This window comes from Flagellimonas aquimarina, assembly GCF_003149745.1.
In the GTDB taxonomy this organism is placed as follows: Bacteria; Bacteroidota; Bacteroidia; order Flavobacteriales; family Flavobacteriaceae; genus Flagellimonas; species Flagellimonas aquimarina.
Window position 1 is genome coordinate 660,871 of record NZ_QGEG01000002.1, and the last position, 25,337, is coordinate 686,207.

At 37.5% G+C, this 25,337-nt stretch carries 31 protein-coding genes and 1 riboswitch; of the genes, 4 read left to right on the forward strand and 27 right to left on the reverse strand.

The annotated features are described in order from the left end of the window. Positions 1–8 precede the first annotated feature (8 nt). The 21 genes from DKG77_RS09735 to gndA form a co-directional block, all read right to left on the reverse strand. On the reverse strand, positions 9–833 hold the full coding sequence (locus tag DKG77_RS09735; RefSeq protein ID WP_109662549.1) for a hypothetical protein: 825 nt from the start codon (positions 831–833) through the stop codon (positions 9–11). Positions 834–1,035: 202 nt separating this feature from the next. Continuing rightward, entirely contained in the window at positions 1,036–2,109 is a 1,074-nt protein-coding gene (locus DKG77_RS09740) for a TMF family protein (RefSeq protein ID WP_109662551.1), read from the reverse strand. Positions 2,110–2,187: 78 nt separating this feature from the next. Next, positions 2,188–2,805, reverse strand: a complete 618-nt coding sequence (locus tag DKG77_RS09745; protein WP_109662553.1) for a DUF7151 family protein — start codon at positions 2,803–2,805, stop codon at positions 2,188–2,190. 135 nt (positions 2,806–2,940) lie between these two features. Continuing rightward, the gene (locus tag DKG77_RS09750; protein ID WP_109662554.1) at positions 2,941–3,774 is read right to left on the reverse strand and encodes a DUF2306 domain-containing protein; all 834 of its coding nucleotides are present in this window, start codon (positions 3,772–3,774) and stop codon (positions 2,941–2,943) included. A gap of 31 nt (positions 3,775–3,805) precedes the next feature. Continuing rightward, positions 3,806–4,492 carry a DUF4386 domain-containing protein gene (locus DKG77_RS09755; RefSeq protein WP_133248443.1) on the reverse strand — a complete coding sequence of 229 codons (687 nt, stop codon included), beginning with the start codon at positions 4,490–4,492 and terminating at the stop codon, positions 3,806–3,808. Positions 4,493–4,523: 31 nt separating this feature from the next. Then, complete coding sequence (locus DKG77_RS09760; RefSeq protein WP_109662557.1) at positions 4,524–4,790, reverse strand: hypothetical protein; 267 nt, start codon at positions 4,788–4,790, stop codon at positions 4,524–4,526. A 42-nt stretch (positions 4,791–4,832) separates the two neighbouring features. Continuing rightward, on the reverse strand, positions 4,833–5,273 hold the full coding sequence (locus DKG77_RS09765) for a hypothetical protein (protein WP_133248444.1): 441 nt from the start codon (positions 5,271–5,273) through the stop codon (positions 4,833–4,835). Positions 5,274–5,328: 55 nt separating this feature from the next. Further along, on the reverse strand, positions 5,329–5,889 hold the full coding sequence (locus DKG77_RS09770) for a GIN domain-containing protein (RefSeq protein ID WP_109662560.1): 561 nt from the start codon (positions 5,887–5,889) through the stop codon (positions 5,329–5,331). Beyond that, the gene (locus DKG77_RS09775; protein WP_109662562.1) at positions 5,876–6,244 is read right to left on the reverse strand and encodes a GntR family transcriptional regulator; all 369 of its coding nucleotides are present in this window, start codon (positions 6,242–6,244) and stop codon (positions 5,876–5,878) included. The genes DKG77_RS09770 and DKG77_RS09775 overlap by 14 nt, the downstream gene beginning before the upstream one ends. 2 nt (positions 6,245–6,246) lie before the next feature. After that, positions 6,247–6,999 carry a hypothetical protein gene (locus DKG77_RS09780; protein WP_109662563.1) on the reverse strand — a complete coding sequence of 251 codons (753 nt, stop codon included), beginning with the start codon at positions 6,997–6,999 and terminating at the stop codon, positions 6,247–6,249. Next, the gene (locus DKG77_RS09785) at positions 6,983–7,834 is read right to left on the reverse strand and encodes an ABC transporter ATP-binding protein (protein WP_109662565.1); all 852 of its coding nucleotides are present in this window, start codon (positions 7,832–7,834) and stop codon (positions 6,983–6,985) included. Before DKG77_RS09785 ends, DKG77_RS09780 begins: the two co-directional genes overlap by 17 nt. 95 nt (positions 7,835–7,929) lie before the next feature. After that, a complete protein-coding gene (locus DKG77_RS09790; protein ID WP_109662566.1) occupies positions 7,930–8,520 on the reverse strand; it encodes a hypothetical protein in 591 nt (196 codons plus the stop codon). Between the two features lie 147 nt (positions 8,521–8,667). Beyond that, entirely contained in the window at positions 8,668–9,129 is a 462-nt protein-coding gene (locus DKG77_RS09795; protein ID WP_243414904.1) for an SRPBCC domain-containing protein, read from the reverse strand. Next, the gene (locus DKG77_RS09800; RefSeq protein ID WP_109662570.1) at positions 9,126–9,449 is read right to left on the reverse strand and encodes an ArsR/SmtB family transcription factor; all 324 of its coding nucleotides are present in this window, start codon (positions 9,447–9,449) and stop codon (positions 9,126–9,128) included. Before DKG77_RS09800 ends, DKG77_RS09795 begins: the two co-directional genes overlap by 4 nt. A 127-nt stretch (positions 9,450–9,576) precedes the next feature. Further along, positions 9,577–10,080: a YdeI/OmpD-associated family protein gene (locus tag DKG77_RS09805; RefSeq protein ID WP_109662572.1), complete on the reverse strand. Its 504-nt coding sequence runs from the start codon at positions 10,078–10,080 to the stop codon at positions 9,577–9,579. 26 nt (positions 10,081–10,106) lie between these two features. Then, positions 10,107–10,433, reverse strand: a complete 327-nt coding sequence (locus DKG77_RS09810; protein ID WP_109662573.1) for a hypothetical protein — start codon at positions 10,431–10,433, stop codon at positions 10,107–10,109. A gap of 73 nt (positions 10,434–10,506) precedes the next feature. Beyond that, complete coding sequence (locus tag DKG77_RS09815) at positions 10,507–11,202, reverse strand: helix-turn-helix transcriptional regulator (RefSeq protein WP_109662575.1); 696 nt, start codon at positions 11,200–11,202, stop codon at positions 10,507–10,509. A gap of 115 nt (positions 11,203–11,317) precedes the next feature. Beyond that, a complete protein-coding gene (locus DKG77_RS09820) occupies positions 11,318–11,758 on the reverse strand; it encodes a carboxymuconolactone decarboxylase family protein (protein ID WP_109662577.1) in 441 nt (146 codons plus the stop codon). Positions 11,759–11,824: 66 nt separating this feature from the next. After that, positions 11,825–12,400, reverse strand: a complete 576-nt coding sequence (locus tag DKG77_RS09825) for a Crp/Fnr family transcriptional regulator (protein WP_109662579.1) — start codon at positions 12,398–12,400, stop codon at positions 11,825–11,827. A 46-nt stretch (positions 12,401–12,446) separates the two neighbouring features. Next, entirely contained in the window at positions 12,447–12,953 is a 507-nt protein-coding gene (locus DKG77_RS09830; protein ID WP_109662581.1) for a hypothetical protein, read from the reverse strand. A 30-nt stretch (positions 12,954–12,983) separates the two neighbouring features. After that, positions 12,984–14,393, reverse strand: coding sequence for an NADP-dependent phosphogluconate dehydrogenase (gndA, locus tag DKG77_RS09835; RefSeq protein WP_109662582.1), 1,410 nt, complete (start codon positions 14,391–14,393; stop codon positions 12,984–12,986). A 184-nt stretch (positions 14,394–14,577) separates the two neighbouring features. Between gndA and zwf the strand changes: the two genes are divergently transcribed. Further along, complete coding sequence (gene zwf / locus DKG77_RS09840; protein ID WP_109662583.1) at positions 14,578–16,110, forward strand: glucose-6-phosphate dehydrogenase; 1,533 nt, start codon at positions 14,578–14,580, stop codon at positions 16,108–16,110. A 24-nt stretch (positions 16,111–16,134) separates the two neighbouring features. Continuing rightward, positions 16,135–16,848 carry a 6-phosphogluconolactonase gene (gene pgl, locus DKG77_RS09845; RefSeq protein WP_109662584.1) on the forward strand — a complete coding sequence of 238 codons (714 nt, stop codon included), beginning with the start codon at positions 16,135–16,137 and terminating at the stop codon, positions 16,846–16,848. Here the strand turns inward: pgl and DKG77_RS09850 are convergent. The 6 genes from DKG77_RS09850 to DKG77_RS09875 all read right to left on the reverse strand — a co-directional run bounded on the left by DKG77_RS09850 (position 16,845) and on the right by DKG77_RS09875 (position 22,156). Then, on the reverse strand, positions 16,845–17,390 hold the full coding sequence (locus DKG77_RS09850; RefSeq protein ID WP_109662586.1) for an acyl-CoA thioesterase: 546 nt from the start codon (positions 17,388–17,390) through the stop codon (positions 16,845–16,847). The two genes, pgl and DKG77_RS09850, sit on opposite strands and share 4 nt — an antisense overlap. A gap of 1 nt (position 17,391) precedes the next feature. Further along, on the reverse strand, positions 17,392–17,757 hold the full coding sequence (locus DKG77_RS09855; RefSeq protein ID WP_109662587.1) for a 6-phosphogluconate dehydrogenase: 366 nt from the start codon (positions 17,755–17,757) through the stop codon (positions 17,392–17,394). Between the two features lie 3 nt (positions 17,758–17,760). Further along, the gene (locus tag DKG77_RS09860; protein ID WP_109662589.1) at positions 17,761–19,104 is read right to left on the reverse strand and encodes a DNA recombination protein RmuC; all 1,344 of its coding nucleotides are present in this window, start codon (positions 19,102–19,104) and stop codon (positions 17,761–17,763) included. Positions 19,105–19,187: 83 nt separating this feature from the next. Further along, positions 19,188–19,967 (reverse strand): ABC transporter ATP-binding protein, encoded by a 780-nt coding sequence (locus DKG77_RS09865; RefSeq protein ID WP_109662590.1) that lies wholly within the window; start codon positions 19,965–19,967, stop codon positions 19,188–19,190. Continuing rightward, entirely contained in the window at positions 19,967–20,998 is a 1,032-nt protein-coding gene (locus DKG77_RS09870) for a FecCD family ABC transporter permease (RefSeq protein ID WP_109662592.1), read from the reverse strand. The genes DKG77_RS09865 and DKG77_RS09870 overlap by 1 nt, the downstream gene beginning before the upstream one ends. Further along, positions 20,999–22,156 carry an ABC transporter substrate-binding protein gene (locus tag DKG77_RS09875; RefSeq protein ID WP_109662593.1) on the reverse strand — a complete coding sequence of 386 codons (1,158 nt, stop codon included), beginning with the start codon at positions 22,154–22,156 and terminating at the stop codon, positions 20,999–21,001. Between the two features lie 55 nt (positions 22,157–22,211). Beyond that, positions 22,212–22,442: riboswitch (cobalamin riboswitch) on the forward strand. A 73-nt stretch (positions 22,443–22,515) separates the two neighbouring features. Here DKG77_RS09875 and DKG77_RS09880 point away from each other — a divergent pair. After that, positions 22,516–24,378 (forward strand): TonB-dependent receptor plug domain-containing protein, encoded by a 1,863-nt coding sequence (locus DKG77_RS09880; protein ID WP_109663723.1) that lies wholly within the window; start codon positions 22,516–22,518, stop codon positions 24,376–24,378. 17 nt (positions 24,379–24,395) lie between these two features. Beyond that, on the forward strand, positions 24,396–25,334 hold the full coding sequence (locus tag DKG77_RS09885; protein WP_109662595.1) for an ABC transporter substrate-binding protein: 939 nt from the start codon (positions 24,396–24,398) through the stop codon (positions 25,332–25,334). The last annotated feature ends 3 nt before the right edge of the window (positions 25,335–25,337 follow it).

The window sequence follows — 25,337 nt, forward strand, 5'->3', positions numbered from 1 at the left end:
AGTAGTGGTCAGTTAATAATTTGAATCGCATCACAAGTGCCAACAAATGGGATTCCATTTGTGCCAAATGCATAGGTTATGAGTCCTACATATACATTGCTTTCAAAAGTGGGTGCAATACCTGGAAGATTTCCTGTTTCGTTGTATAGCTGCCAGCTATCCATCTCTGTTTCATAGTTTAGGTTTGGGTTTTGCCAATATACTGCGATAGTTTGGTCTTGATTACCTACTATTCTGATGTCAGCCCTACCATCTGGAACAGTATTGGCACCAATATCATTGACAGAGGAGTTGCCATCAACTGTATTTTTACCTTCAATAGTAAAATAGGTGTTACCTCTATGACCAACAACTACATGTGCAGAATTGAAGGAATCAAGAGTTTCCACATGAACTTGTACTCCAGAAAATATATAAAGTGAATTCAAAGGGTTTGGTGCAATTTGAGAATCATTCAAAGTGCCAATGCCAATATTTCTGGCAATAAATTCAAAAGGAAAATTCAGTAATTTCGCATCCAACCTTCCTTGCTCATCATTGAAATGGAGTGTTACGTTATCTGTGTTATCGGTTAGCTCAGCCCTATATCTTCCATTTGTCCTATTCACTAACGGCAAAGCTGTTGAATTGTTAGTAATGTAATCAACTAAATCTCCGGTTCCGTCAAAGCTGTCAGTTGTAAAGTCATTATTAGTGTCTTCAGGATTTGGATTGTTTTCACTTTCTTCTTCTGAAGATTCTTCATTGGATAATAGAGGTTCTATATTATCTGTAGAACAGGCAAAAACTAAGAGTGTCAAAAGCAGATACTTAAAATAGTGCTTCTTGTTCATAATCTGTTGATTTTCTGATAAATAACGAAATAGAGGTCAGTAAAGTATACAGATTGTCAAAAACCAAGCTTATTCAATTAAATTTTGAATGGCTCTTTTATTTTGAAGAACAAGGAATTGGTGCAGTTGGAAACACTCAAAATCTCATGCTTTCAATTGATATAAACGACTCCTGATCAAAGCACTTTTGAGTTTTAAACACTTAATTTTTTAAGGATTCCTCCATCTTTTCTATCCGCTTGGTAAGAGTTTTAACTAGCTCATTTTGTTCAATTAGAGCTTGATTAGCATTTTTAAGGTCATCAATTTCCTTTTGTTGCTGAATAGTATAAAGGGTTAGTTCTTCTATTTTTTGAAGTAATTGAGCATCCATTTCCCCCAAATTAATCCCGTTCCTGCCAATTTCTATTGCGCTTGGTATATTGGGAAGGTGACCATTTCTTTGAATATATTTTTCAATACTCCGTAGGCTTGGCAACAGAAAGTCTTTTTCAAACACAAAATCTGGCCATCCATCACTCTGTAATTTTACTGTAATTCCTTCAGAAATGATACTTCCAACTACAGCTAAGGAATATCCTGTGGGAACGGTTGTTATGCCTATACCCACATTTCCGGAACTATAAGAAACATCATTTCCCGTAGTGACCCATTGAGAACTTTGGACCGCAGATCCATTTAAAAAGATGCTAGTAGCGTTGAGGGATCCATCCACATCCAAAGTAAAATTCGGGGTGTTTGTTCCTATTCCAACATTTCCAGTGTTATAAAACGAATCGTTTCCGTTTAAACTCCATACCGGACCTTCAATGGCCGATCCGTTTAAAAAGATACTGGTTGCATTGAGAGATCCATCCACATCCAAAGTAAAATTCGGGGTGTTTGTTCCTATTCCAACATTTCCAGTGTTATAAAACGAATTATTTCCGTTTAAACTCCATACCGGACCTTCAATGGCCGATCCGTTCAAAAAGATACTGGTAGCGTTAAGAGACCCTGCTATGTCAAGATTGAAGTTTGGATTGTTTGTCCCTATCCCAACGTTTCCTATATTATAAAATGTGTTGTTCCCAGAAGTATTCCATGGAGAATTCTGTAATGTTGTTCCGTTAAGAAGAAGTTCGGTAGCATTAATAGAACCAACAACTTCTAAATTGTACTCAGGAGTCAAGGTCCCAATGCCTACATTGCCGGATGCAGGAAAGGAATTTTGCCCAAAAGTGAAAATGCTAAAGAGAAAGAAAACGGAGATGTTAAATAAAAATGTTTTTTTCATTACCTAAATGCCAAAAGGTTATCTATTAAATCTAATAATTGAAGAACATATGTAATTAAGCCCAAATAGAAAGTACTGTTATTCGTATTCTCTTAGCTCAAATGATAAATTGGTAAAATCATCTGCAAAGGCATTAATGCCATTTTGTAATTCTATTCGTACTTGATTATTTCCTACAATTTCACCTCTTACCCCTGTATGGGTAGTAGGAGTTGTATAAAAGATTACTGTTTTTCCAATATCAATTGTGCTATCCAATGCACCAACATATTTTCCTTGAGATTCCCTTGTCCAGACAATATTTAACTCAAGTGTATTTTCCAGCACGGAACTTTGAGGATCATTTGTGCCGGTTTGATTTAGTAAAGACACATACGATAAATAGGAAAGTCCGGTGGCATCTGCATTACAAAGAAATTCAGATGAATCCACTTCAGAAACTTCTAATACTCCGTTATCATTTAAATCAATACCGACCTCTATTTTAAACCCTCCATTGGTGCAGTTGCCTCCAGGTTGTTCTATAAGTGTCGTAATTAAACTGTTTAGGCCATCCGTTCCATCTGTTCCATTTGTTCCGTTGGTTCCATTTGTGCCATTGGTCCCATCAGTGCCATCCTCAGGACTACATGCCATAAAGGAAATCATAATGATTGCTAGTAAGCTAACTTTTTTGGATAAACTAAACTTTTTCATAGGTTTCTAATCTCTTAAACTCGCTAAGAGCAAAAGTAGGAAACCATTTTAATAAGATATTGGTTTAGCGTGGTAAAGTGTAAAATAATAGATAAAATGCATCGAATTTTCTATATGGTAAGTTAAACATTAGCTTCAACCAATCCTAGGCAACCACATGCCCATGGTAGCTGCAAAAATACCTACTGCCGTAATACCAGTAAATAAGAGCAATCCCAGCGACATTAGAACTTGGGTTGTGTTGGTATTCTTTTTTTTAGCAAGAAAATAAAGTTCAAGAATGGCAATAGGAATTAAATACTGACCAAATCCTAAAAAAACAAGAAAAGGACCTCTAAATGTTTCTGGATCAAAACCAACAGGGCCTTTATTTATAAATAGCCAAAACATTAATCCTATTCTAAAGAACCAAACTCCTGCCATAACAAGAAATAATCTAAGTGCCCAACGTTGGTGTGCTTTTATATTTCTTTTAATGGCATTGTGTATCGCTAGATATGCAAAAAGCATTATCAAGATCCCATTGATGCTTACGCTAATATCACCAACTAGACCGCTAATGGTTCCTTTGGAAATTACCATGTAAACACCGCTCAAACTTATAATAAAAGCTGCGGTAATGTAAAAGCGACCGTTTAATCTATGGAGGGCAGGGGCATATTTTCTAAGCTGTGGAACAAACTGTATTGGCCCGCCCACCATTACAATGACAGCCAACAGTAAGTGAATGGCAACCGCCAAATTTCCCATAGTTTGTCCTTGAACATAGCCATGTGGTAAGACTCGGTTCCATTTCATAAAGTCTCCATCAATGGCGGCACCTCCATAAAAGGAAGCAACATAGAAGGCAAAAATCCACATGCCCAGAACTGTTACGATAAACCAAAGCTGTGCTGAAAAGTTCAACATTCTAGAGGGCCATGTTCTTTCTGGTCCAACGGTCCCGATTCTATTCGTTTTTGTAATCATGATTGTTTTTTTGTGATTGATGAAAAGTTGGCTATCCCTCTTTGGGTATAGCTTCGTTTGGATTAAAACCTTTTGCTATTAGCCACCCCATAAAGACGACCATAAATATTCCGTTTTGGGAATAGAAGTAAAAGCTGGTGTTTACCTCAAAAATGTTAAGCCAGCTTGCCAAGAATACCAAAGAGATTGCTACCATGCCCCAGACAGACAAAAACCGGGGAACAAGTTTAGTTTGGAACAGAAAGTAGTAGAGGGAAAAAGCTGCAGTAGCAAAGAGCATCAAACTCATAAAATGTGCCCAAAAATACTCTTCTATGAGTAAGAGTCCCAGAGTGGAAAAATATCCGGTATCCGCTCCTTCAGCTATAACAAACTCCTTACTTAAAGACAACAGACTCAAGTGACTGATATTACTGAATATAATAACTGCAAATTGTACGAGCCAGATGCCAAAAAACCATAGGGCAAAACTGTTTTTGTACTTTTTTATGATTGGAAAGAGCAATAAGGCAATAAGCAGCCAAAGCGCACTGGTAAGTATATCCAAGAGAACCGCAATTCTCATTTGAAAAGAATTTTGAAAAATTTCATTTAAAAAATCCGGGGATGTTACCATTGAAGTGGATAATCCTCTTAGCACTACAGATGGAATTCCTAAGGCCATTATTAACAGCAATAAAAAGCCAACAGTTCTGCCTGTTTTTTGATTTGATTTCATGATTGTTCGTTTTTTAATTGTTTTTCTTTTATTAGTAGCTGTAAATTTTCTGTTTTGCAACTTCAAATTCTTTTAAATAAGCCATCTTTTCAACTCCTTTAGTCATATTTGATGTCAAAAGATTTAAAGCCCTTCTTGTTTCTTGATATGCAAATGCTGTATCTCTTTTTCTCTTATTGTAAATGCTTGAGAGTATAACTATGGCAAGGGTTAGAAGACCTACTAGTAAGGGAAAGACTGGTTTGGAGCTAATTCTTGGTATTGAGGCACCTGCATAGATGCTTTTTTGTTGTTTCATGACTGTTTGATTTTTGATGATGATTGATGACTAAAAACTCCCTTAAACGGAAACTGTTCTAAATTTAAAAAAGGGGACTATATAATTGTTAAAGACGTATTTCCAAGGAATAACGATAATGTCCAAGACGACCGCGGTCACACAAATCCAGAAGAAAGACTCTGCTTCTGGTGTTACCAAAGATGCTTTTTTCATTGGTAAATAAATGCCAAGGGCCCAAGTGGCCTTGTATGCCAATTGCAGAAAAATTAAGGGTAGCATTTTTACTGGATAACGGATCCCTATGCCCATCAAGGTGGCATAGGAGGCCCAAAAACTAAAGGCAATACCTGTGATGTAATCGATAGGTTCACCTGGAAAAAGTATATACTCCCATGCTTGAAACGCAAGTCCAATAAATGTGAGTAAATACAGCCCTCTCATGAGCAGCAATCGAAACTTGGAAAGTTTTTTCCGCGATTTTTCTTTTGTGGTTGATTTCATGATTGTTCGTTTTTTGATTGATGATGATTGTTCGTTTATTGATTATTCAACTGTTTTATTCTTCTTCGTTTTTATTGCTAAATTCAACATGATTGATTTTTCCTTTAATGTTTACTATACCGGTTGATGTGTTCTCATGTTTCAAAAAATCATAAGATAGCTCCATATCTGCTGAGCTTTCATCTGTGAACATTAGGTTTAATTCCTCTCCAGATATCTTACCCACGGTTTTAAAATGCGCCTCTGACCCCAACTTTAATAAAACGAGTTCTGGATTGTTAACACGAATGGTAATGCTGTCTTTTCTATTCATTTTTTTGATAATTTCAATAACCAATTTTTCATTTAAGACAGAAGTGCTTATAGAATCGATAAGATGATCTGGCGCTTCAACGGTTAGGCTAGGAACATCTGTTTGCTTGAATAAGACTTTAATTCTACTATTAACTGAAATACCATTAAAACTAGATACTTCCCTATTTTCAACAATTATTTTTGTTGGAACTTTGTTGGCGTCTGCTTTTCTAACATAGCTGTGAACAGACAGTTGGAACGCCAAAGAAAAAAAGAGCAAAGCACCCAATGCGCTCAATAGAATAAGATTACTTTTTTTCATTTTCTTGTTGGTTGTATGTGTTTTTCAAATCATCCATGGAAATATTCAAAAGGGTCATTTTTTTGAAAACATCAGGTAGCATTTGTTCCATGAATTCCCTTCTTTTAATGTCCAATACTTTTGTGTATCCATCCTCAGATACAAAGTATCCAATCCCTCGTTTGTTGTAAATCACTTCTAGATCTTGCAAATGATTGAAGGCACGTATGGCGGTGTTTGGATTTACTTCTACCATCATTGCAACCTCCCGTACAGATGGAATTCGTTCATCTTCCATCCAGCGTTTCATCAGAATGTTTTCGTAAAAAAAGTCCACGATCTGCAGGTAAATAGGTTTGCCATTATCAAAATCCATATTTACACCTCCTTTTCAATCATTTTAAAATAGGCTACGACAAGCATTATGGGTCCGAATATTAAGCCGTAAAACCATTTGCCCATCATAGAAAAATCTTCACCAACATTATCAATTGCATCAGAACCTATGGCATTACCTGAAAAAACTCCATAACTGTGATTAAATATTGCAAAAAGGATAAAATTGAACAATAAGAAAACTAGGGCAAGTAAACCCAAGGATAATACGGTCTTCCCAATTCTGTTTTTTGTAAAAGTGATGGCCCCAACCAAAAATATAGGTTGAATAACAAAATATACTTTTATCACATTCCAATAGTGTTCGGTAAAGATTGATAGTACATTAAAGTCCGCGCTAAAAATTACGGTGCCCACGGTAATGGCCAACATGCCAACGAGTATTGCCAACAATGAAAACACGGCAGTATAAATTACTGTTAATGTAAACCATTTGGCAGCAAGCCTTTCCGGTATTGATATAGGAAGAGACAGGTATAAATGATTTGATTTGGTATCGTTGAACTCTTTAAAAAGCGAGAAAGTGAACAAAACTCCCATGGGGATATAGAAAACCCCAAAAATGCCAAAGAACTCTTCCAATGCCAACTTTTTATCCCAAACCATGTTTAGTGTGCAAAATAAAAAGAGTAGCACGGCAGAGACCAAAAGGCCTGTTACAAAAGTTCCTTTATGAATGGTTAAATCACGTCTTATAAACTGGCCAATTCTTGGCAAACTAAACTCTTGGGCCATGATGGAAATCTTTTAGAATTGCATTTATTTTGTTCGGTTGGCTCAACACGCCATTGAATAAGAGCTCAAGGTCTACTTCGGTTTCTTCCATATCATTTCTTGCCAAAATAGTTTTGCCTCCAAAAGAGGATTCAGAATAAAGAATGGAAGACTCATCGGGATTGGAGGCTTTTCCAAACCAAAGACCTTCTGAAACGGTTTCCAAAGGTTGGTCAAAAATCACACTGGCATTGTCCAAAATAACTACGTGATTGATTAGGCTATGCAAATCTCTCACTTGATGGGTGGAAATAACGATACATTTCCCCTCATCAACAGCGGAAGCCATAACTTTTCTAAACTGACTTTTGGATGGAATATCCAAACCATTGGTTGGCTCATCCAATAGGAGTACTTTGGTGTTGGTAGATAATCCAAATGCCATAAGCACTTTTTTCTTCTGTCCAAAAGACAGTTTTGAAATTATGTTGGTGGGGTAAAGTTTAAACTCTTCTATGAGTTCGTAGAACTTTTCCTTGGAAAACTTCGGATAAAAAGGTGATTGTACCTTTTCAAAAGTAGCGATGGACAAACTGGGCAATTCAAAATCCTCGGGGACAAAAAACACGTGTTGTAAAGATTCTGCATTGCGTTTTTTCACGTTGTCTCCATGCAGAGTGGAAGTGCCTGATTTAGGGAAGAGCAATCCCGTCATAATCTTCATCAGGGTGCTTTTGCCTTCGCCATTCTTACCAAATAACCCATAAATATTACCTGTTTCAAAATCCAAGTCAATGGATTTGAGGACCGGACGGCTGTTGGGGTAGTTAAAACTTAATTGTCTGACGGTTAACATTTATAGTGTATTAGATAACTAGAACACTACAAATGTATTCAAAAATTCTATTCTACCAAATATTTTTTTAAAAAGTTAATGATTTTGAAGTGTACTTAGTTGATCAGCGCAAAGGACTTGGTTATGTTTTCAAAGTCGGCTCTGTAGGTATTTTTTCTACTTACCATGGTCCATGCCATGACCATATAAACCTTTTTATCGCCTTCAATAAAAGAGAGGAAATAGCAGATTTTATCCTCAATACCTTCAACTTTACCATCAATTTCCACCATTTGGGCATCCAGACCGTTGATGTCCAAACTTACGGGAGTGGTTTCTTTTTCTATGTTCATGCTTTCAGCAAATAGTTGCAATTGAACATCCCGGTAGTTCTCCGCGATGGAGTAGTTGTCATTATACTCGTCCAAATCTTTAAAAATTTCAACAAATTCGTCTTTGGATTCATCAATGACTATAACATACGTTTCTTTAAAAACATTCTGATATTGCAAAGAGGCATCATCATTAAGATCTGATGTTTTTCGCATATACTTTGGAAGGCTTACTTGATATTCATCGTTTATTTCTACCTGATTGAAATTTGCGATATCAGAAGTGCCTTCTTTCTCTTTTACTTTGAAATCTATACAGGAGGTCAAGGAAAAACCTAAAATGGTTAGAAGCAGAATGGCGAAGAGTTTTTTCATGTTGGAAGTTGGTTGTTGATTATGAAAACGATTATTGCTACGCAATGTTGTAATCGGGTTTATTTGAATTTTTAAAAGCCTTTCACAAAAACACCAAAAGATATGAAATGTTCCATTAAAAAAGCCCCTATGGCAGGGGCTTGTATTTTAACTGTTCTGTAAAAATTCATGAAGCCTTTCAAAAACTGACCCCCAACCATTGTAGAAGCCCATTTGCTCTTGTTGTTTGCAGTATTCTTCGGTTTCATGCACACAATTAAAGGTAAAATGGGTTTTATCACCATCTGCTTTAAAGATTGCTTGTATTTCCACTCCCTCAGTCATAGGTTTAAAGTTTGCAGTGGATATTATTTTTTTGTGCATGACTATTTCCGAATACACTCCGTCTGCAATAAATTCGTTACCGTCTGGCATTCGCATAACATATTTCCAGTTTCCGCCAACTTTAAAGTCATGTTCCAGTACTTTGGTTTCCATCCCTTTTGGACCCCACCATTGTGCAACATGCTCTGGTTGCGTCCATGCCTCCCATACCAATGCAATGGGAGCTTCAAAAGTTCTTTCTAAGGTCAAGGTTCTGTTTTTGGGATTGTTTACTTTACTCATCATTTTTGTTTTTTATTCTGTAATTGGATTAGATAATTTTCAAAAGAATCTAGCTTTTCTTCCCATAGATCTCTATACTGATCTATCCATAAAAAAGCGGGAATAAGTTTTTTGGGCTGAATCATGCAATACCGTTCTCGCCCTTGCTGATCAAAAGTTACAATGCCACATTCTTCCAATATTTTTAAATGCTTTGATATGGCTGGCCTGCTTACATCAAATTTTTCGGCAACAGTGTTTACTGTTAGCGCTTCCTTGGATAATATCTGTATAATTTCTCTGCGTACTGGATCTGCTATTGCTTGAAAAACATCTCGTCTCATACTAATATGTAACTAATTGGTTACAAATATAAGTGTAACCAATTGATTACACAAATGTTTTTTAAAAAGCCATTTGAGCTGTGCTTGAAAGGCGGTAAAATGTAATTAAAAAAGTGCTTTACCGAAGTTACGGAACCTCAACCTCCTGGTCGTATAAGCCTAAACCTTTTGTCAACCGATCCATCATCTTCAGAATACGGGCTGCTTTGGTTTCATCAGATTTGGCAGCATATATCCAATCTATATACGTTTTTTGTTTGCCTTCGGTTAAGGAATTAAAAGTTGTTAGAACCTGCTTGGGTTCATTTTTAAAGCATGCTAGAATTTCATCTGGAATTTCAAAAGAAGAATTGTCAGCGTAGAGTATCACCTTTATATAATCACCTTCTCTTTTGTTTATTTTTTTTCTAATTGCAGCCTTAACGGGAAGAAAGAGCTGCCCATTTCCCATTGGCATAAGCTTGTATTGTTTTAGTGGATGGTCGTCTATGGAGCCTTTGACCTTTACCCATCCAAATGGAGTGTTTTTACTTTGGAGAACCTCTGGAATGGCCGCGTAGGTCCATCCTCCTTTACCTGGAAATTTTTGAAGTAGGTATTCTTCATTTACAAGTGCCTTTTCCTTTTTCACTTTTTCAGGAGATTTGATTACTGGCCTTAATAGCTCCGAAGTATTTCAAAATGAGAAACGCCTTGTTCTGGCTGTGATTGATCTACTTCTTCCATAAGTTTAAAATACGCAAGGCAGGCTGGGTTCTTTTCCGCATTTTCTAAAGCATTTTTTGCGTCTTCAATGGTTTCCCAGTACACTAAATCTATATAGTTTCTATCAAATTTTTCGAGTAAGTCTCTTTTTACAAAACCTTTTTGATTTTGGAGAAAATCCTTTTGTAGCGCTTCTGAAGCTTTCATTAGATCATCCTCGGTAATTCCTTTTTTGATGGTAAAAGGAGCCCATTCCAACAGCGGTCTGTTTCTATTCATCTTTTGATGGTTGTGATTTTTTACTTACGAAATAAAGATAAAGTAGATGGGTGTCAACCCTATGTCAGTAGTATCAAGAATAATTTTCCAATTGCGAATTAAAGTATTCTTGTAGACTGAACGACTTAGCTTTTTCAGAAGTGGAGGGTAGCGTTTTCAATTCTAGAATTCTATCTAATCGAAAGTTACGAATCTCTTCCCTATGGCGGCAAAAGGCAATCAAAATCCAAGAATCGTCATTGAAGTAAAGCCCCAACGGCTCTACATTACGTTTGGTTACCTTATCATTGTATATGGTATGATAGGTGATATCCAGTAAACCAAAAGAGGTTATTGTTTTCTGGATTTCTGATAGAAACTTGCTAGTGGGCGATCCCCCATTTTTATGATGATGGATTATCCTACTTTCCAGTAACTCCACCTTTTCTTTTTGTCCATTTTTTAAAACTGACTTTATTTTGGTCAAAACCGAGGCATAATTTTTTATAATAGAACTTTCTGCATTTTGATGGACAAACCTCTCAGCTGTGACCAGTGCATTTGCTTCTTCCTCTGTAATTGTGACAGGGGGTAAGTTATAACCATCCACAATAAAATACCCAATACCTGCCTCAGATCCAATTGGCACTCCTGACTCTTGTAGTGTTTTTATATCTCGGTAAACGGTACGCAAACTAATATCAAAACTAGCAGCTATTTCCTTTGCGGTGATTACGCGTTTGGACTGCAGTTTAACCAATATGGCCGTAATTCTTGTGAGTCTGTTCATTTTTTTGTGCTGGAGCTTTGGCGTATTGCTAGACGTTTTATTTTTAAAAATACTGAGATACGGTTAAAGAACGGTCTGGATTTTTTCCAAACCGTTTCAGCTTCACATTTACCATTTAATCCCAAAGCGGTTTATGGGTGCTTATTGCAACTCGGTTCCAAACATTTATGACACTAATGGCCATTATTATTTGTGAAAAGTAGTGCTCATCAAACTTTTCAATGGCTTTTTGATATGTTTCATCGGTCAGGCCATTTTTATGGATCATTGTGACCTCTTCTGTAACTTGGAGAATAACTTTTTCTTCTTCTGTAAACACATCAACATCTCGCCAAGCATCCAATAAGAAAAGACGTTGTTGGCTTTCGCCATTTTTTAAGGCTTCTTTTGTATGCATATTTATGCAGAAAGCACACCCATTTAGCTGCGAAGCTCTAATTTTAATAAGCTCATAATGCATTTTGCTCAATCCACTTTGATTCATATAATCCTCTAAACCAAAAATGGCTTTGTAGGCTAAAGGTTCCGTTGCGTCGATTTGAATTCTTTCACTCATTTGTACTATGTTTTTGATTTCTGATACAAAACTATGTGTATCGATCCTCAAAAAACTTAAACCCGTTTAAGAACGCTTCTTGGCTCTTATTTCACTTACATATTCGGGAGTAAGACCTAAAAATGAGGCAATTAGATATTGGGGGACGCGCTGGGCAAATTGTGGGAACTGTGTTGTAAAATGAAAATAGATTTCTTCTTTTGTAAGGCCGAATAAATACTTCATTTTAACCAATGCAGCGCCGTAAGAGATTTGATAGATGGTACGAAAATATTTTTCAAGCTGCGGAAATTCCTTTAATAATTGCTCTTGTTTGTCATGAGTAATGGCAAGGAGTCGCGTGTTTTCAACCGCCTGAATGGAAAAATCCGTTACGGTTTGATTATGGTAGGCCAAATCATCCGTCATCCACCAGTTTTCAATAGCAAATTGTATCGTACGCTCTGTGCCTTTGTCATTTATAAAAAACATATGCAGGCAGCCGTCCAACACAAAATGGTTTTGGTTACAAACAGAGCCAGCTTCAACAAGAAGCTCCTTTTTCTTTAATGTACGGAGCTCAAAAAAAGGAAACATGGTTTGAAACTCTTCTTCAGTTATTGCTACGTACTTATTAATGTGGTGAAATAGTTGTTTTGACATTTTTCATGTAATCAATATGGTAGAAATTCATAATTGGAGGAGTTAACTAACCGGTCCTATATTTTTTTTTGAATGCTTTTGCACTTTGAATGAGAATCACACTATAGACTAAAGACCCTATTATAATTAGGTTGATAACCAATCCATTAAAAAATGATGAAGGATCAAGCATAGTATTCAATATCATTATCCCAACTATTAGGAACAAAGGGACTATGGTTAATAGGAGCGGGTTTTTCTCAATAAAAAGTCCACACAAAAAAATTATCAAGGTTATTAAAAATGTGAGGGCCAAATCGAGGTTCAACTTATTTCCAAGAAAAAAGCTTACAATTAAAAAAACGATGTTCACTGCGGAGACTGCAAAAAGTATTTTTTTACTTTTTATTATAGAATCAGATGAATCCGTAATGATTCCCTGTTTACTTATAAAAGCACCAATATGGACTGCTTTTTCTTTTTCACTTCCTTTAAATGGGAACTGACAATACATGCAAACATCTCTAGGTTCATTGTTGTCATTTTTACATTCAGGACACAGGTTGTTTTCCATGTATTAACTTGTATTAAAAATTATCTCAACTCAATCCTCCCATTCCGTATGAAAAATTCCTTCTTTGTCCAATCGTTCATAGGTATGAGAACCAAAGTAATCGCGTTGCGCTTGTATCAAGTTTAAAGGCAGTCTGCTACTGGTGTAAGCGTCAAAATAGGTAAGGGCATTGGAGAGTCCAGGTAACGGGATACCGTTTGTTGCGCCATAAGCCACTAACTCACGTGTGGCACCTACAGTTTCTTGTACTTTATCCAAAAAAGAAGGGGAGAGGAGCAAGTTTTGTAATCCAGCATCAGCTTTAAACGCTTGCGTAATGTCCGCTAAAAGCGCAGCGCGGATAATACAACCTGCTCGCCAGATTTTGGCAATTTCACCCAGTTCCAGTTCATATCCATATTCCTTTGAAGCATCTGCCAATTGATGCATACCTTGTGCATAGGTGATGATAAAGGCAAAGTAGAGCGCACTTTCCGCCTTGTTCACCAAAGTTTTCTTGACTACAGATTCCGGTATAGGTCGCCCATAAAGCTCATCTGCTTTTACTCTTTCTTCTTTCAGCGCGGAAATTTCACGCATGCTTACCGCAACATCGATGGTAGGGACGGGAATACCTAAATCCATTGCATTTTGTGAGGTCCATTTTCCTGTGCCTTTTTGTTTTGCCTTATCCAGTATCTTATCAACTAAATGCCCATCACCCAAATCGTCTTTTTGCTCAAAGATTTCCGAAGTAATTTCAACTAGAAACGATTGCAATCGCCCTGCATTCCATGATGCGTAGGTCCGGTGCAATTCTTCATTGGTTAAATCCCCGGCTTTTTTTAAAAGGTCATAAATCTCTGATGTCAATTGCATTAATCCATATTCAATACCATTATGAACCATCTTTACGTAGTTCCCTGCAGATTTTGGGCCTAGATATGCAACACAGGGTTCACCTTTATATTTAGCAGAAACCGCTTCAAAAATGGGTTTTACATGCTGGTAGGCATCTCTGGAACCTCCTGGCATAATACTTGGGCCTTTTCGGGCACCTTTTGCGCCACCAGAGACCCCGGCACCAAAGAAGTTAATACCTTTCTCTTGCAAGTAGGCTTCTCTTCTGTCTGTATCTGTAAAAAAGGAATTTCCACCATCAATAATAATGTCTCCCTTGTCTAAATGCGGAAGTAGATTGTCAATAACAATATCAACTACTTTGCCCGCCGGAACGAGCAGCATTATTTTTCTGGGTGTACTGAGCCCCTGTGCAAAAGTGGCAACACTCGAAGTGGCATTTACTTTTTCCTCATTTCCTCCTTCTTCAATAAGCGCATTTACTTTTTCTTCATCTAAATCATTACCAAAGGCGGTAAAACCATTATCTGCAACATTAAGAATAAAATTACGTCCCATTACCCCAAGGCCTACGAGACCAAAATCATATGTGTTTACCATGTTCTTTGTTTTTCCTTTCTTTTGTTAAGTCAACGCTAAGTAAGCTATTTGTTGAATTCCGAACCTAAAATAAACGTTATATTCGTTATGCTCAAAATTAAATGGACAGGTTAAATTGTTTTTTAAGAAAAAGCACTTTAAATGTGGGTTTTTTGAGCCATTCATACAAGCACACTAAGAATTTATGAAAAAGACCAACAACCAAATGCTCGTAATTTTTGGAGCTTCTGGAGATTTAACTGCAAGAAAACTCATCCCAGCTTTGTTTAATTTATATGTGGCCAAACAACTGCCCAAAAACTTTGTGGTTTTGGGCGCAAGTAGAAGTAACCTTACGGATGAACAGTTTCGTAATAAGGTAGTTTACCAAAGTCCATACCTAAAGGCAAAGATTGAGCACCTTAAGGAAAACTATATAAAAGGATTTGCAGACAGGCTTTTCTACGAAGATTTGGGCAGTGATTATACCGCCGAATATACCAGTTTGGCAAAACGTATAAGCACTCTGAATGTTGCAAACGGTACGGATAACAATTATATGTTCTATTTGTCCACTCCGCCAAGTTTGTATGAGCCAATTGCCAAGAATTTGGCAGATGTAGGGCTTAACAGTCAAGAGGAGGGGTGGAAAAGGGTTATCGTGGAAAAGCCTTTTGGATATAGCTTGGAGACCGCCAAAAAGTTGAACACTGGCCTTCAGCAATATTTTAAAGAACCACAGATCTATAGAATTGATCATTATTTGGGCAAGGAAACCGTACAAAACCTTCTGGTAACAAGATTCTCTAACAGTATTTTTGAGCCACTTTGGAATAGAAATTATATTCATCATGTTGAGATTACCAACGCAGAGAGTGTAGGTGTTGAAAAAAGAGGAGGCTATTATGATAAATCGGGTGCGCTGCGCGATATGTTCCAAAACCATTTAATGCAAATAGTTTCTTTGGTGGTAATGGAGCCACCTATTGGAGACCAACCGGAGGAAATTAGAAACGAAAAAGTGAAGGCGCTGAAGTCCCTTAGAATCATGAAGGATGAGAAAACCTTTTTTGACAATACAATTCGTGCACAATACGTAGCTTCAGAGATTAATGGGGAAAAGGTAAAAGGCTATAGAGAAGAGGATGGGGTTGACCCAAATTCTACGACTGAGACATATGCCGCCATCAAATTTTTTGTGGATAACTGGCGATGGGAAGGTGTTCCTTTTTACGTGAGAACTGCAAAACGGATGCCCACCAAGGTAACTGAGGTGATCATTCATTTTAAATCACCGCACCATCAAATTTTCAAGGATTCTGGTGTAAATAACAAGGATAACAAGTTGATTATCCGAATTCAGCCAGATGAAGGAGTTCTGATTAAGTTTGGAGTAAAGGTGCCAGGGCAAGGATTTAAAGTAGAACGGGCCAATTTGGACTTCTACTATTCCAGTTTGGCGCAGACCTATGTAATGGAAGCCTACGAGCGACTCTTACTGGATGCTATGCAAGGTGATGCCACATTGTATGCTAGGGCGGATGAAGTAGAAGCAGCATGGGAGTTTGTTGACCCTATTTTAAACTACTGGAAGAACGGAAAGGATGTTAGAATGTATGGTTATGCAGCTGGTGTATGGGGCCCCGAAAATGCGGATGAACTGATAGATGATTTAGGTTTTTGGCGAAATCCGAGTTCAAATTTAGCGGATGACCCTGGCTATTGTGTAATCTGTTAATCTCTATGTGATTACTATTTTAATATGGAAATAAAAGTATATAAAGATAAAAACGAAGTAGCTCAACAGTTTTCGGCATATTTTGCCAAGATGGTTGAAGGAAAGTCAGAGTTTCATGTTGCACTTTCTGGTGGGAGCACCCCCAAAATTGTGTTTGATGTACTGGCTGAAGAATTCTCCTCTAAAATTGAATGGGACAGAATCCATTTTTATTGGGGAGATGAACGCTGCGTGCCTCCAACAGATAATGAAAGCAATTATAAAATGACTGTGGATCATCTCTTTTCCAAAATAGATGTACCTGAACAAAACATTCATCGTGTTTTAGGTGAAAATGATCCAGTCTCGGAGGCCATGCGCTATTCCAATTTGCTAGAAATAAATTTGGATAAGGTTAATGCCATCCCACAATTTGATTTGGTTATTTTGGGAATGGGGGATGATGGCCATACGGCCTCTATTTTCCCACATGAAATTGAATTGTGGAATTCCGAAGACCATTGTGTGGTTGCAACGCATCCAGATTCGGGACAAAAAAGAGTATCCATTAATGGCAAGGTAATAAATGCCGCAAAGGAGGTGGCCTTTCTGGTTACTGGAGCCGGGAAAGCGGAAAAAACAAATGCAATTATTAAAAAAACAGAAGGGTCTGAAGCATATCCTGCATCCTTGGTCAATCCAAACTCCGGAAATTTAGTTTGGTTTATGGATGAAGATGCTGCTTCTGGACAGCATTAGTCCAAATCCAGTTTTACATTCTGTCCATCAAGAAACTCCAAGTATTCATTCACTTTAAAATTTGTCGATTCATACTTGCTATCTCGCGAACTGGCTGAAGCTTTTCGCTCTAAACTTCGTGCAAAACGCCGAATACCATGTTCATTTTCCAAAATTAAACCTGGAATAATAATGTTTTTTCCAGCATTGTCCTTGGCTACCATAGTAAAATAGGAGGAATTACAATGCTTGGTATTGCCTGTAGTAATGTTTTCCGACTCTACGCGAACCCCTACAACCATTGACGTTCTTCCTGTATAATTAATAGAGGCCTTTAAAGTGACCAACTCACCAACTTCAATTGGATTTAAAAAATCCACTCGATTTACAGATGCCGTAACGCAATAGGCCTGTGAATGTTTTGAGGCACAAGCGAAGGCAATTTGATCCATTAAGTTTAAAATATGCCCTCCATGCACTTTACCTCCAAAATTGGAATGGGAAGGAAGCATAAGTTCTGTTATGGAAACGTTGGATTCTTTTGCGGTTTTGAACTTTTTCATTTTAGTTCTTAAAATGTGGAGATGTTTCAGGTTGTATTTCAGTAATAAAGTATTTGGTATCGCCCAGCCAGAAAAAAGTGGAATACCTTTCCTTATAAGTCACTTTTACATATTGTCCTTGGTATTCCTTCATTTGTTCAATGACTTCTTCTTGGCTATCCTCAACCGAAAAGGAAAAAATGTTCGTTCCTGATACCCCTTGACTTATCTGCCCTTCCCAAGTTTTTACCAATACTCCTTTTCTACTGAATTTTATCAATTCACCAGAACGATAGCCTTCGCTAAAAGGAACATAGTAGATAAAAGCAAAATAGGCGGAAATCCCTAGTAGAATAACAGAAATGCCAATAAACAGAATTTTTCTCATTGGTTACAGCTCAAGTTTTGGTTCTTCATAATCATCTTCCTCGGCACGTTTTAAAATAGGTTCTGGAATGGACTTTTTTGCTTTTGCCCCCATTTTTTTAAGTTTTTCAATACTGGTCACAATGTTACCCCTACCTTCAACCAATTTGTTCATTGCTCCACGATATTCGATTTTGGCCTCGTCCATTTTTTTGCCAACCTTGGTCAAATCGGTGACAAACCCCTCGAATTTATCATAAAGCGCTCCCGCTTGTCGAGCAATTTCAATGGCATTTTTTTGTTGTTTTTCATTGTTCCACATCGTATCTATGGTTCGCAGCGTGGCCAATAGGGTAGATGGAGTAACTATCACGATGTTTTGCTCAAACGCCTTGTTGTACAACGAGTTGTCATGGTTTATTGCAACCGCAAATGCAGGTTCTATGGGAACAAAAAGCAAAACAAAATCTGGACTTTCCATCTCATATAAATCCTCGTACTTTTTGGCAGAAAGTTGTTCTACGTGTTTTCTAAGGGAATTAATATGATCCTTTAAATGCCTTTTTTTCAATTCGTCTTCTGCGTTGGTATAGCGTTCATAATCAGTCAATGAAACTTTGGAATCCACTACCATTTTTTTACCATCGGGAAGATGGATGATGACATCTGGTAAAACACGGCTTCCATCTTCAAGGGTGAAGCTTTGTTGTACGCTGTACTCCCTATCCTTTTCCAGACCAGATTTTTCCAAAACACGCTCCAAGACCAGTTCGCCCCAGTTTCCTTGCATTTTGCTATCACCTTTTAAGGCTTTCGTCAAGTTTTCAGCCTCTTGGGTGATTTTAAGATTCTGGTTTTGAAGATTGAGCAATTGTTCTTTTAAAGCTGAATGAATGCTGATATTTTCTTTTTGGGTGGCCTCAACCTTTTTCTCAAACAATTGTATTTTTTCCTGGAGTGGGTTTAAAATCTGTTTGATGTTCTTTTGGTTCTGTTCAGTGAACTTTGAACTTTTTTCATCAAGAATTTTGTTGGCCAAATTTTCAAATTCTTTGGTGAATTTCTCTTGCAATTTTTCTACTTCTTCTTTTTGTTCTGTGTTGATCCGCTGAAGGTTTTCTAAATCAGCCTGGTAGCGCACAATTTGGTTGCTCTGTAGCTCTTTTTCAGATTGAAGCTGTTTTTTTTCTTCGTCACCAGATAGCAACTTATCATTTAAAGCTTTGATAGAGCCTTTCAATTGCTGTTCCCGCTCGTTCCAAACACTTTCATTGGACTTTGTTTTTAGTTTTTGAATATACATACCCAAAAACAAGCCAATGGCTATGGCCAGTATCCCAACAATTAGATAAATCAATGTGCTACTCATAGAATTAATTTCCTTGGATAAAGATAAAGGATTCCGATGTTTCCTTTGATAGGCTCATGAAGACAATTTTGAATGCTAAAAGCTTATTTATTCACCTTAAAGGAACCTGTTTTAGCATCAAACACGACCATTTCAGAAGGGAATAGGTGTTCAAAATGTTTTTGTTCAATTAACTCGCATGGTTCTCCAAAGGGGTTTTCCGCACAATCCAATATCAAAATTTTGTCACACAACTGAATGGCCAAATCAATTTCATGAGTGGTAAAGAGAATGGTCTTTTGCTCATTGTGCGCTAGTTGTTGCAGCAATTTTAGAATTTGCACTTTATGGTACAGGTCTAGGTGGGTAGTGGGCTCGTCCAATAAAATGAGAGGAGTATCTTGTGCCATGGCTCTTGCAATCAATACGCGTTGTAGTTGGCCATCACTGAGTTCATGACATTTATTGTGCCTTAGGTCATTCAATAAAAATGCAGCTAAACTATCTTGAATAAGAGTTTTATCAGATGGGGATAATGTGCCAATCCAATTGGTATAGGGTTGTCTTCCCAGTGCGATTAACTCTTCAACTGTAAGATTTTTGGATGATGGTTGCTCCGTTAATACTACGCTGAGTTCTTGAGCCAATTTTGGGGATGAGTAATCTGCTAGATTTTCACCTTTAATTGTAATAGATCCTGATAATTCTGGTTGAAGGTTTCCAAGGGTACGTAGCAGTGTTGATTTCCCTACTCCGTTTACACCAATAATGGCACATAATTCACCTGAATGACAAGAAAAATTGATGTTTTTGGCAACGGTTTTGGATGTATAGCCAATTGCTAAGTTATTAATTGATATGGTATGGGTTTTTGGGTTGGACATTAAAATAGCATTTTACGTTTTCGCACCAACAACCAGATAACCACGGGTGCTCCAACAAGCGAAGTTATTGCATTTATCGGCAGCACATTGGCGGAATTTGGCAATTGGGCAATAGTATCACACAATAACATTAAAATAGCCCCATAAAGAAATACCGATGGAATTAAAACTCGGTGTTCCATGGTATCAAATATTTGTCTGGTCAGGTGGGGGACTGCCAATCCTACAAAAGCAATAGGTCCTGCAAATGCAGTAATACCTCCTGCCAGTAGGCCAGTAGCAATGATAATGATCAACCTTGATTTTTTTAGAGGAACTCCCAAACTTTGCGCATAGTTTTCTCCTAACAAAAATGCGTTTAGTTTTTTAATGGAAAGGATACTCAGGATTACTCCTGTACCAACAATTGCGGCTAGAAGGATAACTTGTTGTGATGACAGATTACCCACACTACCATAAGACCAAAAAATAAAGCGCTGCAAGTTTTCTGCTGTTGAAAAGTATGCCAATACACTAACAATGGCAGCTGTAATACTACCAAACATTAAACCAATGATCAGTAATGCCATGGTATCTTTTATACGATTTGCCACTAACGTTACTACAAAAAGGACAAGAAAACTTCCCATACTTGCCGCAATTGCCAATGAAACATCACTCAAAAAAACAAAAGAAGTAAGACCGGTAATGAACGATGCACCCATTAAAAGTAGCGCTGCTCCTAGACTTGCTCCGGAACTAATGCCCAGAACAAAAGGACCTGCCAAAGGGTTGCGAAAGAGTGTCTGCATCAATAAGCCACTTATAGAGAGTCCGCCTCCTACCAAAATAGCGGTAAAAGCTTTAGGAATGCGATAGTTCCAGATAATGTAATTCCATGAATCAATTTTAACTTCTCCCCCAAATAGAGAAGAAAATATGGCTTCAAAAGGAATGGTTACAGAGCCAGAACTGATATTTAGTATCCATGCACAAAACAATGCTAAAAGAATCAGCACAAAAGAAATGCGATATGATTTGGCTTGCTGCATTTAGTTCAATGGCATATAAAAGCGTGGTTTATGATCAGGGAGAAGTTCTGGGTGCAGAATTGATATTAAATCTTTGAGTACCAAATCTGGACGTTGCGGGGCCAGTTCATAAAAAAGAAGTCCGCCCGTAGTTCCTTTGTTTATAGCATTTGAGAAAACTTTTTTATTTAAAAATGCGTCAAATTGTCTATAATGTGCATTGACCTCTTCCAATTCTGTATATGACGTATGCAAAGACGGGTTAAACCAAAATTCAGCCTGTTGCCCTTTTTCTAAAACAGCTTCTAAACTTAATCCAATACTTCCTTTTACTTCAGTATCTGCCCAAAGGAATTTGGCATTGGCATCTTTTAAAAATTGCCCCATCCAGCTTTCCCCACCAGATACGTACCACACATCTTTGTATAGCCCACCAGTTAAAACTGTTGGTTTTTGTGTCGCCTTTTTAGCTAAAAGTTTGGTTTTGTTATAGGATTCTTGAATCCCTTTAAAAATGCTATCTGCAACGGCTTCTTTTTGAAAGAAGGGAGCAAAGAACTTAATCCATTCTGCTTTTCCCAAAGGTGTTGACTCTGTCCAATCACCATTATAAACAATAGGAATATTGGATTGTTTTAGTGTTTCATATGCTCTATTAACCCCATTTATTCCAAAGCCTACAACAACTTCTGGGTTCAATTCCAAGGCAATTTCAGTATTGATGTTTTCATTCGTTCCTAATTCTTTGATCAATCCAGAATCAATTCGTTTTCTAGCCACGGTCGATGAAATTAGGTCCATATTGGGAAACCCTACAACAGAACCTAATACTCCCAATTCCTCTAAAGAAGGAATATGGGTTGTCGAAGTCACTACCATTCTTTCTACGGGGATAGCAACTATAGCATCAAATGCATCATTGGGAAGCGTAATTGTGGCCAGTTTTTCTTTGGGAATCAACGCGTACTTAAAACTTGTTTCTGAACCGGGCCAGGCGGATTTAACTTCAATCACTGTAAAACTTCCATTTTGCTCTATAGTGAAGCCTGTAGCATGTTCAATTTTAATTTTTGTTTCGATTTGTTCAACAGGAAGTGGCTTCTTTTTTTCTGCACAATTGGAAAGAAAAAAGATGGTCAGAGTAATGAAAAGAAGCGTTGAAAGCAGTTTTTTGGACATAGCCCCAAATGTAAGATTATTTAACTTTTACAAAAAAAGATTAAACAGAATGATTACATTCGTGCCGAATTTTGGTTCATGCAGGGAGTTTTCTTTGCATGATTAAAAGGGAATCCGGTGAGAATCCGGAACTGTTCCCGCAACTGTAAGCTACGCCTAGATTGTATTGATTTTTAAAATCAATGATAATAGGTGCTTGCCACAACTTCAAGACCACTGCATTTAAGAGCGGGAAGGTAGTAGGCAGGACGCAAGTCAGGAGACCTGCCCAATTCAAACAAAAACATGTTAAACTTTCGGGTAAAAGGTTTACGTATGGGTACAGACATACTATTCTCCCGTTTATTGAAGTAAACGAAATGAAAAAAAGTCATTTATGGTTATGCGCTGCAGTTTTAGCAGGCACAGGTCTTTCTGCACAAGATGTGCAGCAAGATGCTATTCAAATTCAACAGCTGCAAGAAGTTGTTGTAAGTGATTCTCGGTTTGAATTAAAGCGAGAAAATTCAGGTAAGACGGTTATTAAGATTTCCTCGGAAGAACTGGAACGAAATCAAGGTAGAACCGTTGCGGAACTTATCAATACCAAAAGCGGAATTGAAATTGCTGGAAGTAGGGGCAGGGACGGTTCTGTCTTTGGAGTTTTTGCCAGAGGTGGTAGGGGCAGACAAGCTTTGGTTATTGTAGATGGTGTGCGTGTTTCCGACCCGTCTTCGTTCTCGCAGGAATATGATTTACGACTACTTTCCACTGCCAACATTGAATCTATTGAGATTATAAAAGGTGCCTCGAGTACTTTGTATGGAACCAATGCAGCTACTGCAGTTATCAACATTACCACAAAGAAAAACACCAAGGAGAAGATTGCTGGGAATTTTCAATCAACGGTTGGAACCAATCAAACCTCCGAAGATCAAAATTACAACCTGGGGAGTTTTACCAATGCTGCTTCAGTAAATGGAACATTAAACAAGTTTTCTTATGGTGTTGGTTTTTCCAATCGTTATTCCAGTGGGCTTTCTGCCGCAGTAACTCCAGAAAATGAAGAGGATACTTTTTCACATTTTAGCACTGATGTAAAGTTTGGATATCAATTCTCCAAGAATTTTGAATTGTCCCTTTATGGCAATCAAACAAAAATCAATAATGAGTTTGATGCAGCTTTAGCAGAGGCACCCAATCGTTCCAAAGTAAGTCAAGATAGAGTGGGCCTTTCAACAGCATTTAAATATACAAAGGGGTCGATTCACGTAAATACAGCATATACGGATTATGAAACCGATTCTAAAAGCACTTTTGGCGAGAGCATTTCTGATGGCGAGAATTTTGTTTTCGATATCTATAACAAATACATTTTTGATGAAAAATGGCATACCATATTGGGTGTAAACTATATTAAGGATAAAGCTGTTTTTACCAGTGAAGCAGATTTTACCATTCTAGATCCTTATGCCAATTTGGTATATGTATCAGATTTTGGATTTAACCTAAATACCGGGGTAAGGCTCAATACTCACTCGGAATATGGAAACCACTTTGTATACAATCTTAATCCGTCTTATGCTTTTTCAACAGATAATGGGTATGTAAAAGTTTTAGGTTCGTATGCCACATCTTACATCACACCCAATTTGATTCAACTATTTGGAGATTTTGGTGCTAATCCAGAACTGGAACCTGAGGAGAATAGAACAATTGAAGGTGGGGTGGAGTATTTTGTAAATGATAAGCTTAGGATAAGCGCCATTTATTTTGACCGAAATGAAAAGAACACCATTGGTTTTGACCAAAACTTTACCAGCATCAACGTTGCAGATGAAATTGATGCGAATGGTTTTGAGGTTGAGACATCTTGGTCTCCAATTGAGGAGTTTACTTTGGATGCCAACTATACATTTACGGAGCGTAAAGGTGATAATGCTATTCGTATTCCAAAACATAAAGTGAACCTTACTTTGGGATATCAAGTTTGCAACACCACCAACATCTCACTTAATTATGCTTACACTGGAGACAGGATTGATACAGATTTTAGCAGTTTCACAGATGTTTCGCTAGAAGCTTTTTCATTGGTGAATCTGTACGTAGAACATGAGTTAATGCCCAACAAACTGAAGCTTTTTATAAATGGCAACAATTTATTGAACGAGGAATTTACCGAAGTAATCGGGTTTACTACCAGAGGTAGAAACATTAGCGCAGGGTTTAATCTCCAATTATAATTGGCTAACTTGTTGTTATGTTGAAGGTTTGCTCTTTTATGCCCGCTGTTACCCAGATGATTTATGATATGGGTCTGGATGGGCATTTATATGGAGTCACTTTTGAATGTCCGCAACAAGCGTTAAAGGAGAAAAAACCAGTTGTACGGTGCATTTTGGAAGGAAAAAACTTATCAAGCCAAGAAATAGATGCGCTTTTTTCTGCTAGTAAACATCAGGGAAAAGATTTGTACTATGTGGATGAACCACTTTTGGAACAAATTTCTCCAGATATCATTTTCACACAAGACATGTGCGATATCTGCCAAATTGATACTGCATGTACCGCTGCAGCGGTAGCTAACCTGGAAAAACAACCGGAGTTGATTTCCATTAGCCCAGAATCGTTGGAAGATGTTTTTCAATCTGCAATTACCATTGCTAAAGCAATGGGCAAGGAGGAAGTAGCATACACTTATTTGAATGGATTGTACAAACGTATTGATACGGTAATAGACAAACTGCGAGAAGCAAAGGCATTGCCCAAAAGGATTATGCTAATGGAATGGTTGGACCCAATATTTAACTGTGGTCATTGGATTCCGCATCAAATAGCGTATGCCGGAGGTATAGATATGCTTTCCAATCCTTCAGGGGACAGTATTGTAACGCTTTGGGATAAAATAGTAAAGTATGACCCTGAGATCTTGGTTATTGCTCCTTGTGGATTTACCGTGGAGCGTACATTGGAAGAAATGCACATTTTAACCAAAAAGGAAGGCTGGAACAATTTAAAAGCGGTTCAGGAAAATACCGTTTTTATTGCGGATTTTGATATGTTTACCCAATCCTCGGCCAATACTTTGGTAGATGGCATAGAATTGTTAGCAGGTCTTTTTCACCCAGATGTGTTGGAAGTTCCTAAAAGGCTTTCTGAAAAGTATAGACCATTTAGTATAAAGGTAGTTCAACAATAAGAC

Excerpts from the sequence above, each read along its gene's own strand:
- DKG77_RS09735 (WP_109662549.1), bottom strand. The coding sequence starts at position 833 with ATGAACAAGAAGCACTATTTTAAGTATCTGCTTTTGACACTCTTAGTT.
- DKG77_RS09740 (WP_109662551.1), bottom strand. The coding sequence starts at position 2,109 with ATGAAAAAAACATTTTTATTTAACATCTCCGTTTTCTTTCTCTTTAGC.
- DKG77_RS09745 (WP_109662553.1), bottom strand. The coding sequence starts at position 2,805 with ATGAAAAAGTTTAGTTTATCCAAAAAAGTTAGCTTACTAGCAATCATT.
- DKG77_RS09750 (WP_109662554.1), bottom strand. The coding sequence starts at position 3,774 with ATGATTACAAAAACGAATAGAATCGGGACCGTTGGACCAGAAAGAACA.
- DKG77_RS09755 (WP_133248443.1), bottom strand. The coding sequence starts at position 4,492 with ATGAAATCAAATCAAAAAACAGGCAGAACTGTTGGCTTTTTATTGCTG.
- DKG77_RS09760 (WP_109662557.1), bottom strand. The coding sequence starts at position 4,790 with ATGAAACAACAAAAAAGCATCTATGCAGGTGCCTCAATACCAAGAATT.
- DKG77_RS09765 (WP_133248444.1), bottom strand. The coding sequence starts at position 5,273 with ATGAAATCAACCACAAAAGAAAAATCGCGGAAAAAACTTTCCAAGTTT.
- DKG77_RS09770 (WP_109662560.1), bottom strand. The coding sequence starts at position 5,889 with ATGAAAAAAAGTAATCTTATTCTATTGAGCGCATTGGGTGCTTTGCTC.
- DKG77_RS09775 (WP_109662562.1), bottom strand. The coding sequence starts at position 6,244 with ATGGATTTTGATAATGGCAAACCTATTTACCTGCAGATCGTGGACTTT.
- DKG77_RS09780 (WP_109662563.1), bottom strand. The coding sequence starts at position 6,999 with ATGGCCCAAGAGTTTAGTTTGCCAAGAATTGGCCAGTTTATAAGACGT.
- DKG77_RS09785 (WP_109662565.1), bottom strand. The coding sequence starts at position 7,834 with ATGTTAACCGTCAGACAATTAAGTTTTAACTACCCCAACAGCCGTCCG.
- DKG77_RS09790 (WP_109662566.1), bottom strand. The coding sequence starts at position 8,520 with ATGAAAAAACTCTTCGCCATTCTGCTTCTAACCATTTTAGGTTTTTCC.
- DKG77_RS09795 (WP_243414904.1), bottom strand. The coding sequence starts at position 9,129 with ATGATGAGTAAAGTAAACAATCCCAAAAACAGAACCTTGACCTTAGAA.
- DKG77_RS09800 (WP_109662570.1), bottom strand. The coding sequence starts at position 9,449 with ATGAGACGAGATGTTTTTCAAGCAATAGCAGATCCAGTACGCAGAGAA.
- DKG77_RS09810 (WP_109662573.1), bottom strand. The coding sequence starts at position 10,433 with ATGAATAGAAACAGACCGCTGTTGGAATGGGCTCCTTTTACCATCAAA.
- DKG77_RS09815 (WP_109662575.1), bottom strand. The coding sequence starts at position 11,202 with ATGAACAGACTCACAAGAATTACGGCCATATTGGTTAAACTGCAGTCC.
- DKG77_RS09820 (WP_109662577.1), bottom strand. The coding sequence starts at position 11,758 with ATGAGTGAAAGAATTCAAATCGACGCAACGGAACCTTTAGCCTACAAA.
- DKG77_RS09825 (WP_109662579.1), bottom strand. The coding sequence starts at position 12,400 with ATGTCAAAACAACTATTTCACCACATTAATAAGTACGTAGCAATAACT.
- DKG77_RS09830 (WP_109662581.1), bottom strand. The coding sequence starts at position 12,953 with ATGGAAAACAACCTGTGTCCTGAATGTAAAAATGACAACAATGAACCT.
- gndA (WP_109662582.1), bottom strand. The coding sequence starts at position 14,393 with ATGGTAAACACATATGATTTTGGTCTCGTAGGCCTTGGGGTAATGGGA.
- zwf (WP_109662583.1), top strand. The coding sequence starts at position 14,578 with ATGAAAAAGACCAACAACCAAATGCTCGTAATTTTTGGAGCTTCTGGA.
- pgl (WP_109662584.1), top strand. The coding sequence starts at position 16,135 with ATGGAAATAAAAGTATATAAAGATAAAAACGAAGTAGCTCAACAGTTT.
- DKG77_RS09850 (WP_109662586.1), bottom strand. The coding sequence starts at position 17,390 with ATGAAAAAGTTCAAAACCGCAAAAGAATCCAACGTTTCCATAACAGAA.
- DKG77_RS09855 (WP_109662587.1), bottom strand. The coding sequence starts at position 17,757 with ATGAGAAAAATTCTGTTTATTGGCATTTCTGTTATTCTACTAGGGATT.
- DKG77_RS09860 (WP_109662589.1), bottom strand. The coding sequence starts at position 19,104 with ATGAGTAGCACATTGATTTATCTAATTGTTGGGATACTGGCCATAGCC.
- DKG77_RS09865 (WP_109662590.1), bottom strand. The coding sequence starts at position 19,967 with ATGTCCAACCCAAAAACCCATACCATATCAATTAATAACTTAGCAATT.
- DKG77_RS09870 (WP_109662592.1), bottom strand. The coding sequence starts at position 20,998 with ATGCAGCAAGCCAAATCATATCGCATTTCTTTTGTGCTGATTCTTTTA.
- DKG77_RS09875 (WP_109662593.1), bottom strand. The coding sequence starts at position 22,156 with ATGTCCAAAAAACTGCTTTCAACGCTTCTTTTCATTACTCTGACCATC.
- DKG77_RS09880 (WP_109663723.1), top strand. The coding sequence starts at position 22,516 with ATGAAAAAAAGTCATTTATGGTTATGCGCTGCAGTTTTAGCAGGCACA.
- DKG77_RS09885 (WP_109662595.1), top strand. The coding sequence starts at position 24,396 with ATGTTGAAGGTTTGCTCTTTTATGCCCGCTGTTACCCAGATGATTTAT.